8 protein-coding genes are annotated in these 16034 nt (G+C 68.6%); 1 reads left to right on the top strand and 7 read right to left on the bottom strand.

All coding sequences use genetic code 11. From position 1 onward, the window contains the following. Positions 1-19: 19 nt before the first annotated feature. From DBV14_RS12035 to DBV14_RS12045, 3 genes are all read right to left on the bottom strand, one after another. Positions 20-2341, bottom strand: a complete 2322-nt coding sequence (locus DBV14_RS12035) for a hypothetical protein (protein ID WP_260397001.1) — start codon at positions 2339-2341, stop codon at positions 20-22. Between the two features lie 202 nt (positions 2342-2543). After that, positions 2544-3815, bottom strand: a complete 1272-nt coding sequence (locus tag DBV14_RS12040; RefSeq protein ID WP_124459421.1) for an MFS transporter — start codon at positions 3813-3815, stop codon at positions 2544-2546. A gap of 8 nt (positions 3816-3823) precedes the next feature. Next, complete coding sequence (locus tag DBV14_RS12045; protein ID WP_260397002.1) at positions 3824-4381, bottom strand: GNAT family N-acetyltransferase; 558 nt, start codon at positions 4379-4381, stop codon at positions 3824-3826. Between the two features lie 48 nt (positions 4382-4429). Here DBV14_RS12045 and DBV14_RS12050 point away from each other — a divergent pair, with 48 nt between their 5' ends. Further along, complete coding sequence (locus tag DBV14_RS12050; protein WP_124459423.1) at positions 4430-5353, top strand: LysR family transcriptional regulator; 924 nt, start codon at positions 4430-4432, stop codon at positions 5351-5353. Positions 5354-5406: 53 nt separating this feature from the next. Here DBV14_RS12050 and DBV14_RS12055 read toward each other — a convergent pair whose 3' ends face one another. The 4 genes from DBV14_RS12055 to DBV14_RS12070 all read right to left on the bottom strand — a co-directional run bounded on the left by DBV14_RS12055 (position 5407) and on the right by DBV14_RS12070 (position 15952). Then, complete coding sequence (locus DBV14_RS12055; protein ID WP_124459424.1) at positions 5407-6663, bottom strand: MFS transporter; 1257 nt, start codon at positions 6661-6663, stop codon at positions 5407-5409. 244 nt (positions 6664-6907) lie between these two features. Continuing rightward, positions 6908-7447, bottom strand: a complete 540-nt coding sequence (locus DBV14_RS12060; RefSeq protein WP_124459425.1) for a hypothetical protein — start codon at positions 7445-7447, stop codon at positions 6908-6910. A gap of 58 nt (positions 7448-7505) precedes the next feature. Then, a complete protein-coding gene (locus tag DBV14_RS12065) occupies positions 7506-15737 on the bottom strand; it encodes a glucoamylase family protein (protein ID WP_124459426.1) in 8232 nt (2743 codons plus the stop codon). Further along, positions 15734-15952 (bottom strand): hypothetical protein, encoded by a 219-nt coding sequence (locus tag DBV14_RS12070; RefSeq protein ID WP_124459427.1) that lies wholly within the window; start codon positions 15950-15952, stop codon positions 15734-15736. The genes DBV14_RS12065 and DBV14_RS12070 overlap by 4 nt, the downstream gene beginning before the upstream one ends. Between the last annotated feature and the right edge of the window lie 82 nt (positions 15953-16034).

Here is a 16034-nt window from a genome sequence, read left to right on the forward strand (position 1 = left end):
TGTGCCCCATGCGTCGTCGTCAGGGCTGTGCGCGCCCCAGGATCTGCAATTGAACGTCCGTCAGTGCAACCTTGGTGCCGTCGTTCGGTGAGTTGGCGAACCTCAGCGTCATCGTCTTGAGGCGCGCGGGATCGAAGGCACTGGCGGTTGCCGGGTCGGGCTTGAACGCCGCGAGCGGAATCGCGACCATGTTCAGCAATTCGGCCGCGCGAGTGCCGGCCGGAACGGCGAACTGCATGCTGCTGTCGAGCGCATCCGAGAAGTCGCTGACCTTGATCGCGGGGGAGCTCACGCCGTTGTTGTCTGTCAGCGTGACGGTCGCTTCCTGGCGTGCGAGCAAGGTTTCCGTTGGCTGTGCCGGACGAATCATTGCGATGCGAAAGCTCAGCGTGTCGTAGCCGGAGGTCGACAGCGCATCCTCGCTGACGGCGGGGGCCGGGGCGCCGGGCACAGGCTCTTTCAGCGTGAACGTCAATGGCATGTCGGGCCGTGTCAGGCCGAGGAGCAACTGGTTCGGCACCGAAATCAGGCCGCCGACATAGGTGCTGACCGCAGACCTGAAGAACGCGTCGGCTGGCAAGGAGGGCGTGCAGGTCGGGATGCGTCCGCCTGGAAGCGCAAAGTCGGTTGCGCAGGTGTAGACACTGCCTGCGAAGGCCGATGTGTCGATCAGGTCGAGCGGGTCACCGGCGTGCAGGTATGTGCTTGCACTGTCGTAGGGCTGGTTGAGGCGATACGTGTCGTCGAACGGTGCAATCAGCTTGTGGTTGTTGACGCCGTTCGTCTGGCCGTTGGTCTGGACCGACAGCGCCACCCGGCTGTCGCAGGGTGCCTTGCCCCCGGGGCAAGCTTGTGCAGGCAGCGGAGCCGAGCCGTTCCAGTAGGGCGCGAACGCGGTCTCGCCACCGACGAAGTTGCGCATGAAACTGTCGATCACGAACAATCCCACGGCCGCCTGATCCGCGGGGGCGAGCCGCAAGCCGCTCTTTGTCATGGAACTCAGATAGCAATAGTCGGCCGCATTGGCTGAATAGTCGTCGCCGGTCCATTGGGAATTGAAGTAGTTGTGGTTGGCGCCGCGCACCACGACCTGAAAGCGGGGCGCCGTGTCGGCGGCATCCTTGTTGAAGCGGTTGTGGTCGAACACGTTGACGCCGTTCAGGTTGCGGACATCGCCGTCACAGGAGGGCACCATTGCCGCGAAAGGCACGTTGGCGATCTTCTGAAAGTTGCGGCCGTCGGTCGGAGCGAGAGACAGCGCGGCCTTGAAGACATATTTCGGCGGAGCATTCGGCCCCGTTGCAGCGCTCGCGGCCAGCGCGATGTTGTTGCTGTCGAGGGCCGCGGAAAGATCGGCATCGGAAATGCCTGTAGTCGACAGGGCGGAAGTCAATGCGTTCAGCGTCGCGAGGAAAGCCTGCTTGGTGCCCGTCGTGCGAGCTGCGCCCGTCGCCGAGAACCATACATTGCTGGCCCAGACGTCTCGTTCGTTCTGCAGCTCTTTCGTGGCGGCACGCAACTGCTGGAGGGTGACGCCAAGACGCAGGTCATTGAGCTGGATGGCATCGTTGATGCCCTGGCCGCCTCGCGAGTGCCCCATGATGCCGACCCGGTCGAAGTCGATCCTGCCCACGAGGGATCTCAATGAAATGCCATTCGTGGTCTGGGTTCCGTCGTTGATCTTCTTGAGCTTGTCCAGCGTGGCAAGCACGAGTTGGCCGCGAGACTGCGAGGTGTAGTCGCCGCCACTGCTGCAACTTGCGCACCTGGCCGCGTTGATGTCGTTTGCGTCTATGGACAGCACGACGTAGCCGTGTGCGGCAAGGTCATCGGCCAGGTAGTCGTATCCCTGGTAGTTGGGAACGCCGGAAGAATGCTGGCCGTGCAGGAAGACGATGACGGGGTACCTGGCCGGCAGCGCATCGGACGGGCGCAGCGGCCTGCCCGGATACCAGAGGCCGCCGTGCAGCCGGGCCAGGAAGACGAAGGGCTTCACGTCAGCGGTGCTCACGATGGCCGACCCCAGGTCGTAGTCGGCCGCTTCCGAAACGTAGGCGGGACTGTCTTGAACGGGAGGCACTTGCTTGGCGAACCGTGTCACCGGGGAAAAAACCGGTGGGGGTGCCAAGGTTTCGGGTGGTGCCGTGACGGGGGGTGCGGCCGGAGGCGTCTCGGGGACGAACGGAGTCAATGTGCCACCGACGGGGCCGTCGCTCGTCGGCGTGCTGCTGGGTGGAGGCGAAATGCCCAGGAGGCCATTTCCCGAAGAGGAGCCGCCGCAGCCGGCGAGGCTCGCTGACACGCTCAAGGCGAGCAGCAGATAGCGCAGTCGATGGACCATCGATTTTTCCCTGTGTCTTATGTGGATAGGCGTGCCTTGCATGGCCGCAACGTCGTCCAACTCATTCGACAGTCAACGGAAAAAAGCACGAAGCCGAGGCCACGCGAAGCGGCGACGAAGACGCAATCTCCGTGCCCATGCAGATCTCTCTGGTGATATGCAAGCCGTTGGGCGAAATTGATTGTTAAATATCGTTATTTGCTTACGTTTGTGAGCATTGTCTTTGTGAGTGCCGCTCGTGCTCCAGCTTCGCGAAGCGCGCGATCATCCACGGCCCCAGCAGCGCGCCGAGCCCGACCGAGCTCCACGCGGCCACCCAGCCGTGCGTGCTGCCGATGCCGAAGTGCGTCTGCCCCCAGTCCAGCGCCAGGCCGAACACCCACGGGCTGAGCGCGCCCGCGCCGAAGCCCATCACCGAGCGCACCGAGTACGCCACGCCCAGCCGGTGCGGCGCGACCACGTCGGCCAGCGCGGTCGAATAGACCGACGAGTCGGCGATCGCCAGCAGGTTGTAGATGGCGGCGGCCGCGGCCAGCAACCACAGCGGCCATGTCCACATCCAGCCGAACGCGAAAGACATGCAGAGGCTGGCGACGGTCGCGATCATCATGACCCGCGCACGGCCCAGCCGGTCGGATGCGGCGCCGCCCGCGACGCTGCCGAACACGCTCACCAGGTGCGCGAAGGCCGCCAGGGCAATGCCCGCGCCTTGCCAGGCGGCCGTGCCACCCGACGAGGCCACCAGGTAGGCGGGCAGCCATGCCCACAGCGCCATCAGCTCCCAGCAATGGAAGGCGTAGGCCCAGTTGCCGGCCATCGCCGGCTTGTCGCGCACCGTGGCAACGAGTGCGTGCCAGGTGCCTTCACCAGTTGGCGATGTGGCGCGCTGCGGCGGGCGCATCCGCCGCAGCGCCTGCACCGTCAGCAATGCGCCGGCCACGGTGCAGCCGGCCGCCACCAGCAGGCCGTGCCGCCAGTGCTGCGCATGGCTGAAGGCCGCGACCACCGCGAGCGACAGCGCATAGCCCATCGACGATGCACCGATGAAGAGCCCCATCGCACGGCCGCGCACCGCGGGCTCGGTGTTGCGCGCCAGCAGTTGCAGGCCCGGCGTGTACGACGCGCCGGCGCACAGGCCGGCCAGGCCGTAGAGCAGCATCGCGGAGCGGTGGTCGTGCGCGAACAGCGCGAAGGCCAGCGCGGCCATCGCGCTGACCATGCTGCCGCCGACGAAGATGCGGTGCGGGCCGTAGCGGTCGGCCAGCAGGCCCACGGCGAACAGCGAGGTCATGTAGCCGACGTGCCATGCGCTCTGGATCGAGCCGGCCTGGGCGGCGGTCATGCCCCAGTCGGCCATCATGAAAGGCAGCACGCCGGAGTAGGCCGTGACGATCATGGCCTGCAGCAGGCGGCTCGCGCACAGCAGCGCAAGCCACCCGCGCGCGGGGGCGGTGGTGGTGTCGTTCGACGACATGCCGGGGCTCAGCGCAGCGGGCGCTGCATCAGCACGGTGTCGACCCACTGCCCGAACTTGAAGCCGACGTTGCGCAGCACGCCCACGTGCGCGAAGCCCAGGCTTTCGTGCAGCCGCTGCGAACCGGCGTTGGCACTGTTGCCGACCACCGCCACCATCTGCGTGAAGCCGCTGTCGGTACAGCGCCGGATCACCTCGGCGAGCAGCGCCTTGCCGATGCCGTGGCCGTGCATGCCCTGCGCGACGTAGATCGAGTCTTCCACCGTGTGGCGGTAGGCGGAGCGGGCGCGGTAGGCGCCGGCATAGGCGTAGCCGGCCACCTCGTCGTTCTTCAGCGCGACGAGGTAGGGCAGGCCGTGCCGCAGCGTATCGGCAAGGCGCGATTGCATCTGCCCGACCGATGGCACTTCTTCTTCGAAGGAGCACAGGTCGTGCAGCACGTAGTGGCTGTAGATGGCCTGCACCGCGGGCATGTGATGCGGCTCGGCATCGACGATTTCAACGGTGGCTGCTGCTGCAGTGACGGCAGCGTTGGTGGCGTGGGCGGCAAGGGATTGCGATGACATGCCCCGATCTTGACGAGCCGCCATCGATAAGTGAAGCTTCGCCTGCCTATGCAAAGCATAAGGAATACCTTGGAAAAGACACTCAACCTCGACCAGCTCAAGTCCTTCGGGCTGGTGATCGAAACTGGCAGCTTCTCGGCCGCGGCCGACCGGCTCGGCGTGTCGCAACCCGCGGTGAGCCTGCAGATCCGCCAGCTGGAGCGGCGGCTCGGCGTGCGGCTGGTCGAGCGGGTCGGCAAGCGTGCCAGGGCCACGCCCGCAGGCATGGAGCTGCTGCGCCACGCGCACCACATCGAGAGCGCGGTGGACAACGCCATCGACGCACTGGCCGACCATGCGAGCGGCATCACGGGCCGCGTGCGGCTGGGCACGGGCGCGACGGCCTGCCTGTACTTCCTGCCCGGCGTGCTGCGGGCCTTGCGCGCGCAGTTTCCGGCGCTGAGCATCGTGGTGAGCACGGGCAACACCGACGACCATGTGCGCAAGGTGGAAGAGAACAGCATCGACCTCGCGCTGGTCACGCTGCCGGCGGCGGGGCGCTCACTGACGGTGATGCCGGTGCTCGACGACGCCTTCGTCGCCATCGGCCGCCACGACCTCGCGCCGTTGAAGGCGCGCGTGGCGCCGGCGGACCTTGCGGCGCTGCCGCTGGTGCTGTTCGAGCCCGCGGCCAACACGCGCAAGCTGGTCGACCGCTGGTTTGCCGCCGAAGGCTTGCAGCCGCAGCCCGTGATGGAGCTGGGCAGCGTCGAGGCCATGAAGGAGATGGTTGCCGCGGGGCTGGGCTACGGCATCGTGCCCGCGATGTCGATGGTGGGGCGCGGTGCGCACCCCGAGCTGAAGACCAGCCGGCTGAACCCCCGCATGCACCGCACGCTGGCGCTTGTGATCCGGCGGGACAAGCCCGTCAACAAGGCGTTGCGCGTGGTGCTCGATGCGCTCGTGGCGGCCGGGAAAACCGGCCGCCACTGAGGGGAGAGAAAAGACCGAGGGAACGGGCGGTGCCCGGCGGCCGAGTTACTCCGTTACTCCGGAATTGCAGCCAGCGGCGCACCGCCGCGTGCGCGGCCCAGCGTGCCGACGATCAGCGCGGCAATCAGCACCAGCACGCCGCTGAGCACCATCGCGCTGGAGATGCCGTAGCCGTCGACCGTCACGCCGCCGATCAGCGCGCCGGAGGCAATCGCCACCTGGAAGCCGGTCACCAGCAGGGCCTGGCCGGCTTCCGGTGCATCGGGCACGGCTTCCATCATCCAGCCGGTGAGCGCCACCGGGATGAGGCCGAACGCGATGCCCCAGATCACCACCACGATGGCGCCGGCCACCCAGCCGGTGCCGATCACCGTGGACAGCAGCAGTGCCGTCGCGAGCATCAGCGCCGCCAGCAGGGTGGTGCCCCGCACGCTGCGCGCCACCAGGCTGCCGCCGAGGAAGGTGCCGATGAAGCCGACCGCGCCATAGACCAGCAGCAGCGTCGAGACCGCGTTGGCCTGCAGGCCGAACACCTGCTGCAGCAGCGGCTTCAGGTAGGTGTAGGCCGCGAAGTGGCCGGCGATGAAGAACAGCACGGCGAGCAGGCCGACCTGCGCCATGCGGCGCGTGAGCGGCGTGAGCAGGTCGCGCGCACCGATGGCGCGCAGCGGCGGAATCGCGGGCAGCAGCCACAGCTGCACCAGCAGCACGACCGTGGCGAGTGCGCCGGTCACCGCGAACGAAGCGCGCCAGCCGAACAGGGTGCCGAGCAGCGACCCCGCCGGCACGCCGAGCACGGTGGCGGCCGACACGCCCGCCAGCACCAGCGACATGGCACGCGCCTGCGAGGCATGCGGCACCAGTTGCGTGGCCGCGGCCGGTGCAAAGGTCCAGAAGCCGCCGACCGCCAGGCCGAGCATGAGCCGCGCGACCAGCATGGTGCCGAAGTTGGGGGCAAAGGCGGCCAGCAGGTTCGACGCGATCAGCAGCAGGGTGAGCGTGATCAGCACCGTGCGCCGGTCGAGCCGGCCCGAAGCGACGATGAGCGCAGGGCCGGCAAAGGCGGCCAGCACGCCGGGCATGGTGATCATGAGACCGGCCGTGCCGTCGGACACATTGAGCCCGCGCGCGATGTCGGTCAGGAGGCCGATGGGCATGAACTCGGTCGAGACCATGGCGAAGGTGCCGACGGCGATGGAGCCGACGGCAAGCCACGCCGAGCGCGTGGTGTGGGTGGCATGGGCGGGAGCCGGTGTGGCCGCTGCGGCCACGTCGTCGACGCAGGGGTTGCTGCTGGGTGAATTCATCATGGAGATGCTTTCCTGGAAGGCACCGGCGACGCACGCGCCAATGCTTGTGAAGGGCATTGGAGTGTGCGAGTTGACGCCTTCGCGACAAAGGGCCTGGCCAGCAGTAGTCAGTTTCCCTGGGGCTAACAATCGGCACTTTTGGGGCTGCCGCGGTGTGCCGCCGTGTGCCGGTGTGGCCTTGCGCCGCCGCCGTGGCGGCCATCGCCATCAAGGCCCCTTGCAAGGGGCGACATCGCAAGGCTGGCTAGGTGATGACGGGGTACGACTGCAGTGCCCGGCCATCGGCGATGAACGAGTCGCCGATCAGCACGCGAAACTCCGTGCCGTGGGGAAACTTCGGCCTGGCCACGGCCGGGGAAAGAAATTCGACTTCCAGCGCGTGGGGCAGTCCGCGTTCGAGCAACTGGCCCTGCGGCACGAACCAGCGCGCCGAAAAGCCTTCGTTGTCGACCACCAGCGCGCAGCGGTACTCGCCCGCGCCAATGGGCAGGTCTTGCGAGGGGATCGCGGGCTTGCGGAACTTGAGCTCGACCAGCAGGTGCGGCGTGAACGCGGCCAACGCATCGAAGCTCGCCGGCTCGGCAGGCGGCGCCTTGCGCGGCCGCTTGCCGATGAGCCAGGCGATGACGTTGCCGATGATCGGCACCCACAGCACCATCAGCAGCGTGCCGATGTCGCGTGCGGTCGAACCCGGTGTCGCGTAGTGCCGCAGGAAGGCGCCACCGACTGCGACGCACAGAAGAATGATGACGATGAGCCGGCGGCGGAACTGGATTTTGGTCATGAAAACGCGAAGGGGAGCACGAAGGGGAACGCGGGTGAAAGCGGCCCCGGACCTTAACTCACGGACCCACCCGCACCACCGCATCCACCGGCAACGCCTGCCAGTCGATCCATTCGCCCACCGCCAGATGGTGCGTGGGCGCGGCCGCACCCTCGACGGTGCCCCACTGCAGCACCAGGCTGTGCTTGCCCAGCCGCAGCGCGAGCTCGAAGCCCGGCCAGTGCGCGGGCACGTGCGGCGTCAGCGACAGCTGGCGTCCCTTCACGTTCAGGCCCAGCAGCGTCTCGATGGCGGCGCGGTGCAGCCACGCGGCCGAGCCGGTGTACCAGCTCCAGCCACCACGGCCCACGTAGGGCGCGGCGCCGTAGACGTCGCCCGCCATCACGTAGGGCTCCAGCTCGTACGCCGGGCCGCGTTCGGGGTGCTGCGCGCGGTGGGCCGGGCTCAGGCCCTCGAAGCTTTGCCAGGCCGCGTCGTGGTCGCCCTGCAGCGCCTGCGCCATCAGCGCCCACACGGCGCCGTGCGAATACTGGCCGCCGTTCTCGCGCACGCCCGGCGGGTAGGCCTGGATGTAGCCCGGGTTGTTGGTCGAGTTGGCGAAGGGCGGTGCCAGCAGCCGCAGCAGGCCGGCCGGCTCGTCGTGCAGGTGCTTCTTGACGGCGGCCATGGCCGGGCCGGTGTGGGCCTCGTCCGAAGCGCCCGAGAGCACCGACCAGGCCTGCGCGATCAGGTCGATGCGGCACTCGTCGTTGGTCGACGAGCCCAGCGGCGCGCCGTTGTCGAAGAAGGCGCGGCGGAACCAGGCGCCGTCCCAGCCGGCGTCGTGCAGCGCGGCGATCCAGCCGGTGCGCGCCCCGGTCCAGCGCGCGGCGCGTTCGTGTTCGCCGCGCGCCTGCGCGATGGGCGCGAAGCGCTCGACCACGCTGCACAGGAACCACGCCAGCCACACCGATTCGCCGCGGCCTTCGTTGCCGACACGGTTCATGCCGTCGTTCCAGTCGCCGGTGCCCATCAGCGGCAGACCGTGCACGCCGGTCTTCAGGCTGCGGTCGATGGCGCGCGCGCCGTGGTCGAACACGGTGGCCATGCGGCCGCTGTTCTGCGGCGCGTAGTAAGCGTCTTCGGCGCCCTCGGGAATGCCGGGGCCTTCGATGAAGCCGACCATTTCGTCGAGCAGCGATGCATCGCCTGTCACCTCGACGTAGTGCGCCGACGCGTAGGGCAGCCACAGCAGGTCGTCGGAGAAATGCGTGCGCACGCCGGCACCGCCGGGCATGTGCCACCAGTGCTGCACGTCGCCTTCGGGGAACTGGCGCGCCGCGTTCACCAGGATCTGCTCGCGCAGGCGCGGCGGGTCGGTGAGCGCGAAGGCCATGGCGTCCTGCAACTGGTCACGAAAGCCGAAGGCGCCGCCGGCCTGGTAGAAGCCGGCCTTCGACCAGAGCCGGCACGCCAGCGTCTGGTACACCAGCCAGCGGTTGACCAGCGCATCGAACAGCGGGTCGGGCGTGCGCACCTGCAGGCGGCCCAGCAGGTCGTCCCAGAAGCCGCGCACCTGCGCCAGCGCCTCGGGCACGTCGCGCTGCCGCCAGCGGCGCGCGAGTTCGAGCGCCGCGTCGGCGGTGTTGGCATGGCCGAGCACGAAGCTGAAGCTTGCGGTCTCACCGGCCGCGACGACGAATTCGCCGCCGATGGCCGCGCAGGCGTCGAGCCCGCTGCCGGCGCGCCGCGCCAGCGTGTCGGGCACTTCGACGATGCCGCGTCCGGCAAAGAATTCGCTGCGGTCGCAGGTCCATTGCGTGGCCCCGGTCGTCGCGCCCTGCAAGCCGGCGAGCAGCAGAAAGGCCGCGCTGCCGCCGAAGCCCGCGCTCGATTCGCGCTGCTGGCCGAACACGGCCGGCTGGTCTTCGGGCTTCCAGCAATGCACGGTGCGCCGTTCGCCGCGCGCGGCGCCCAGTTGCCACTCGACCATGCCGAGCGCGCGCAGGCGGCGCTGGCCGGCGCCTTCGTTGCGTACGCGCACGTGCACCAGCTTGACGGCCTCGTCGCGGTCCGCGAAGAAGGTGGTTTCCAGCACCAGTGCCCCTTGCCGGCATTCGAAGATGGTGTAGCCCTGCCCGTGCCGCACGCGGTGGCGGGTGGTGCCGTCGCCACCACCACCACCGCCGGCGGGCGTCAGCGGCAGCATCTCGCGCGAAGCCACGTCTTGCAGCAGATAGTGCTCGAAAGCCGGGTCTTGCACCGGGTCGTTCGACCACGGCGTGACCTGGTGCATGCGGCTGTTGCCGGCCCAGGTGTAGCCGGTGCCCCATTCGGACACCTGGAAGCCGAAGGCGGCGTTGGCGATGACGTTGATCCAGGGGCGCGGCGTGCGGCGGTCCTGGCCGACCTCGAAGCGGAACTCGCCGCTGTCGGCATCGAAGGTGCCGGTGGGGGCCTGCACCGGTGCCGGTGCCGTGGCGGGCCGGGCCGACTGCTGCGCGGGCCGCGCAGACAACAAAGGCGTGCGATGCTGCACCGGCGCGCTGCTGTCGTCGGCAATCGTCGGGTTGCGTGCTTCATGCAACGCCGCCACCTGCACTTCGAGCGCGCGGCCGTCGGCCGTGAATACCACGCGCGCCAGGCTGGACAGCGCGGCCTTTTCCGAAGGCACCACGTCCTGGTCGCGCAAAAGGTAGAAGCCGGCTGTGTCGTTGCGCGGAAAGCTGTTCTGCGTCTGCTGCGCGACGCGCGAGCGCAGCGTTTCTATTTCGCGCTGCAGCGGCATCAGGTACGAGTTGGGTTCGCTGTTCAGCACCACCAGGTCGCAGGCCACGCCGCCGAAGCCCCACCACGGCTGCGCGCGCAGCAGCGTGTTGACGAGGCCCATGCCGGTCATCGAGTGGATGTAGACCAGCACGATGGGCTTGTCGCCCGAAATGCCGAAGCGCCAGATCTGGCGCAGGTCGATCAGCCCGCGGTCGCTCATCACGCGCGGCGTGGTGTAGGTGAGGATGGTCGTCAGGTCTTGCAGCGCCAGGTTCTGCGCGGGCGCGATGCTCAGGTCGCGCAGCCGCACCTGGGCCAGCGTGGCGGCCATGCGGGTGGCGCGCTCCACGTGCATGGGCTGCAGGTAGCGGTCGATGCTGGGCATCAGCGCTTCGATGCTTTCGTCGGCGGCGGTGGCAAAGCTCAGGCGCGCGGTGGTGCCCGGCGCAATCGACAGGCGCACGCGCAGGCAGGCGATGGGGTCGAGGCCGTTCACCGGCGTGCCGTTGATGGCTTTGGGCTGCGCATCGAGCGCGGGCGTGGCGAGCGTGCGGTTGCGGCCGATGAAGGCGCGCCGGTCGGTCATGCAGTCGATCGACAGCACGTTGGCATCGACCGAGGCCACGAAGTGCACGGCCGCCACCACCGGGTCGCCATGCAGGCGCGGCTTGCGCGCCAGCAGCAGCGCGCGCCACGCGGGCTCCCAGCGCGATTCGACGAACAGGTTGGCAAAGGCCGGATGCGCCTCGTCGGCCTTGGGGTTCGACAGCACCGGCTCGAAGTACGAGATGAGTTCGAGCGTGCGCGTTTCGTCGCCGGTGTTGTGCAGCGTGATGTTGCGCAGCTCGGTGTCGTCCTCGGGGCTGATCAGCACCGTGGTGCGCACCTGCAGGCCGGGGCCGGTTGCATCGAACTGCACCTGGTCGGCCAGGAAGCGGGTGCGGTATTGCCAGTCGGCGCCGGGCGCGGGCAGGGCGGTGAGCGAGGTGAGCTCGCTCTGCCCTTCGTCACGCAGGTAGAAGAATGTGCCGTAGCTGTCGCGCAGCGGATCGTCGCGCCAACGGGTCACGTTGAACGAACGCCAGCGGCTCACGCCCGCACCGTTGGCCCGCAGTGCCACCGTGTAGCGGCCGTTCGACAGCAGGTGCGTGGGCTGGAAGCCCGGCACCATGGGGTCGACCACGCGGGGCTGGAACAGTGGCGCCAGCTCGGCCTGGCTGGGCTCGGGCGGCGTGCGCGGGTCGGCACTGCCGATGATCTGCCGCGGCGTGCGTTCGTGCAGCAATGATTCGTGCGCCTGCACCAGCGCGGCACTGCCGAACCAGCGGCGCGGCGCCTCGGCGCACAGCACGTTGCACAGCGCCACCAGCGACATGCCCTGGTGGTGCGCCATGAAGTTGCGCACCACGGTGAAGTCCTGGCCCTCGGCCTGGCGCGAAGTGGTGAAGTCGACGGCGTCATGAAAGCCGAACTCGCCGCGTGCACCGAGCGATTCGAGCCGTTCGAGGTTGACGACGGCGGCTTCGGGCGCGAACGGCGCGGCCATTGCACTGGCATAGGGCGCCACCACGCGGTCGGTGGGTGGCGTGCGCCGCAGCGCGAGGCGCGGCACGCCGAAGGGCGAGTACTGGTAGGCCAGCGAATGGTCCTGCGCAAAGTAAGCCGATTCGGAAACGCCCCAAGGCATGTTCTGCGCACGGCCGAACGCCTGCTGCTCGGCGATGGCCGCGGCATTGGCCACCTGCAGCAGTCCGTCGGTGGGTTCCGTCATGACCAGCGCCGGCATGAGGTACTCGAACATCGAGCCCGACCACGACTTCAGGCTGGGCTGGAAGCCCACCAGCAGGAAGGGCCGGCCCAGCGCCATCCAGTGGCGGCGCGGCACGTCGCCTTTTGCAATTGCCAGGAAGCTCAGCAGCCGCGACTCCGAGGCCAGCAGGTCGTAGTAGCTGGCGTCGAGCACGTTCTCTTCGACGCGCAGGCCGATGTGGAACAGGTGGCGCTTGGCGTCGTAGAGGCCGCTGAAATCCATGCCGTCGTGCAGTGCGTCGCAGCGCTGGGCCAGAGCTTCCAGCGCGGGCTCTTCATGGCTCTGGCAGCCTTCCTGCGCCGCGAAGGCGCGGCAAGCCTGCGCCACGGCCACGAGGTGGCCCGCGAAGTTGCCGCTGTCCACGCTGGACACATAGTCGGGCGGCAGCGGCTTCAGCGTTTGCGTGTCGTACCAGTTGAACAGGTGGCCGTGGTGCTTCTGCATGCGATCGACGGTGTCGAGCGTGGCGGTGATGCGCGCCAGCAAGGCTGCCGTGTCGATCCAGCCGAACTCGCGCGCGCAGCACGTGGCCAGCAGGTACATGCCGATGTTGGTCGGCGAGGTGCGGTGCGCAATGGTCGGCTGCGGCTCGAGCTGCAGGTTGTCGGGCGGCAGGTGGTTGTCTTCCGGGCCGACCACGTGCTCGAAGAAGCGCCAGGTGTCGTGCGCCAGCTTTTCGAGGTAGCTGCGCTGCGCGGGCTGAAGCGGGTCTTCGGCTTGCTCGTGGACACGGCTGCCCCACCAGGCCGCGATGGGCGCCAGCGCCCAGAGCACGAAGAGCAGCGGGCCGAGCACCGGGTAGGCGCTCCAGTTGGCGAGCACGGCAAGCACCAGGCAGGCCGCGCTGGCCAGGGCCGCGCTGCGCACGAAGGGCTTCAGCCGCTGGCTCGATTGCGCCTGGGCCTGGTCCGCCGTCGTCCATTGCAGCAGGTGCCTGCGGCTGACGAGCAGCCGCCAGGTGGCCAGGAAGGCCGCGTCGAGCAGCAGGCGCGTTTGCGCCGCCAGTTGCACGAACTGCCAGGCCGCGCCGGCCATGGCGCGCAGCAGTTCGACAGCGCCGATGTCGAAGAAGTGGCGCAGCTCGATGGCGCGCCGCGTCGGCACCAGGCCGGCCAGCGCGCCCAGCAGCGGGCCGAGCGTGAGTGCCGCGCCCACCGCGGCCAGCGCCCAGCCGAGCGGCATGGCCTGCGTGAAGATCACCAGCACCAGCAGCGCGAAAGAAGCCGGCACCACCAGCGAGCGGCGCAGGTTGTCGCTCATTTTCCAGAGGCCCAGCGCGTCGATGCCGAAGCGGCGCGCGCGCCACATCAGCGGCAGCAGCTGCCAGTCGCCGCGGACCCAGCGGTGCACGCGCGAGGCGGCCACGCCGGCATGGTGCGGGTGGTCTTCGACCAGCACCACGTCGCTGACCATGGCGCAGCGCGCGACCGTGCCTTCGAGCAGGTCGTGGCTCAGCACGGCGCTGTCGGGCAGCCGCTGGTCGAGCGTGGCGTGCACGGCGCGCACGTTCAGCAAGCCCTTGCCGGTGAAGGAGCCGCTGCCGAACACGTCCTGGTAGATGTCGGACGCGCCGCTGCCATAGGGGTCGAGCCCGCATTGCCCGGCGAACACCCAGTGGAAGAAGGAGCGCTCGTTCTGCATCGGGAACGGCGTGACGATGCGCGGCTGGAGAATGCCGAAGCCCGCGACCACGCGCCGGCTTTGCGCATCGACTTCGGGCGCGTTCAGCGGATGCGCGGCAATGGACACGAGGTCGCGCAGCGCGCCGGGCGGCAGGCCCGTGTCGCTGTCGAGCGTCAGCACATAGGGCGTGCGGCCGGGTGCGATCTGCTGGCCCGGCGCGAGCGGAAGAAAGCCGCTGGCTTCTTCGTCGGCATCCTTGCTGGCCAGCAGCCGCACCAGCATTTCGAGCTTGCCGCGCTTGCGCTCCCAGCCCATCCAGCGCTGCTCGGTGTCGCTCCAGCTGCGCGGGCGGTGCAGCAGCAGAAAACGCGGTGCGGCGCCTTCCGCGGGCGGGTACTTGGCGTTGAGCGCGGCGATGCGTTGCAGGGCGTCGTTAAGCAAGGGCGCGTCGTCGGGCATCGACGCTTGCGGGGCGTCGGCCCAGTCGGTCAGCAGCGCGAACTGCGCGTACGCCTCGCGGTTGGCCAGCCAGTGCAGTTCGAGCCGGTGCGCGAGTTGCGCGTTGTTCGCGGTGGAACCCAGCAGCGTGGGAATGACGACGAGCGCGCGGTGCCGCTCGGGAATGCCGTTCGCAAAATCGAGGCGTGGCAGGGCCAGCACCCGCACCGACTCCGCCATGATGCGTTGCGCCAGCGCAATCAGCGCTTCGGATATTGGCCATGCGAGAAGGATCAGCGCGACGACGGTGGTCCAGTCTTCGCGATGCGGCAGGCCGTGCACCACGGCTGCGAGCAGCAGCGCGGTGCCGAGCACCACGGCGCCCACATAAACAGGCAGGCGCCAGCCGCGATGGTCGCGCGCGGGCCGTACCTTTGCAGCGTGCGTGGCGCGGTCCGGCACGCCATCGGCCTGCAGCGACGCGATCAGCGCGGACCGGCCCTGGCCGAAGAGGTAATAGCCGGCGGTGCCATCGGCGCGGTCGGTTTCCGCACCGGCTTCGTCGGCCGGCGCGCTCGATGCCAGCGCCACCACGGCCTGCGCCACTTCGCGTTCGGGCCGCTCGGTGCTGCGTGCCACCTGCTCCATGGCATGCGTGATCTGCTGGCGCGTGAGTTCGCTCTCGTTGGCAAAGCTCGGCAGTTGGCGCAGCACGCGCAGCGAGCGGCTCACCGGCTCGATCAGGTCGCTCCACTCGACCTGGCCGATCATGCGCAAGGTGGTGATGATGTTGCCGACCGTGAGGTTGGCGGCGGCCTGCGCGTTCTGCGCGTCGCCGATCAGCGCCGGGCCGTTGGGGCAGTGCTGCTCGGTCCAGCGCACCAGCGCGGGCATGTCTTCGCCGTGCTCGACGGGCAGGCGCTGCCACAGCTGCGTGAGGTAGTTGTCTTGCAGGCCATGGCTTTGCAGCGCGCGGTAGAGCACGTCGAGGTCTTGGGTCGAGAGATGCGGCGCGGCGTCCCAGGCGGCGTGCGCGATTTCGCGCGCGACCTTGTTCTCGGCAATGCTCTCGGCCACGCGGCGCAGGTTTTCGAGCAGCACCACGCGCAGGGTGGTGGGCAGCGCCCACAGCTCGCCGAGCGTGAGTTCGTCGATGTCTTGATATGCGTTGAGGAACGCGGTGAACAGCGTTGCATTGAGCACGCTGTCGGTGTGCGCCACATAGGCCCACGCAATGCCGTACACGCGTGGCAGGCCCGCCAGCGGCGGCGTGGTGAGCTTCGGCAGGCGCGCGTAGTAGCTGCGCGGCACGCCGTCATGGATCTGCTGGAGCTGCGCCTCGACCAGGTGGAAGTTGTCGAGCAGCCATTCGGCGGCCGGCGACACATAGCGCCCGCTCAGCGAGATCAGCGCGATGTAGTCGAAGGCGGCGCGCAACGACTCGAGGTTTTCGTCGACGCGCGGAAAAAAAGGCGCACCTTCGCGCGTGCGGCGGTGGTCTTCTTCCACCACCTGGGCACGGGCCAGGCTGTGGCCGTGCTGTTCGAAACGTTGGGCACCGAAGAGTTCGGCGCGGATCGGAAGTGCTACCGGGTCATGAGGACCCAGAAGAAGGGTCCGGGCGTAGTGACTGAGCCCCTGGAGGCGGTCGACGACGGCTGCGGCGCTCAAGCGATCGCGACGAGACCGATGACAAGGACCACGGCCATGCAGGCCATCGTCACGATGCGGCCCGCAGCGAGTGCGCGCACCCGTTGCATGTGGCTTCGCACCGAGAACCATCGTCCGTGGGCACGCGCGCAGTGACGCATGTGGGAAGCGAGGGCTTCGAAATCGTTGCTGACGAAATCGACTTGCGAATGGGAAAGGGACTGCGGGACTGACATTGCAACGGGCTCCTGTTTGACGACTTCGAGCTGCCGCGCGATTGCGAGAACTGTGAACGTGTACCGACCGTACTCTTTTAAA

The sequence above is a fragment of the Variovorax sp. KBW07 genome, assembly GCF_003852515.1.
Taxonomy (GTDB): Bacteria; Pseudomonadota; Gammaproteobacteria; order Burkholderiales; family Burkholderiaceae_C; genus Variovorax.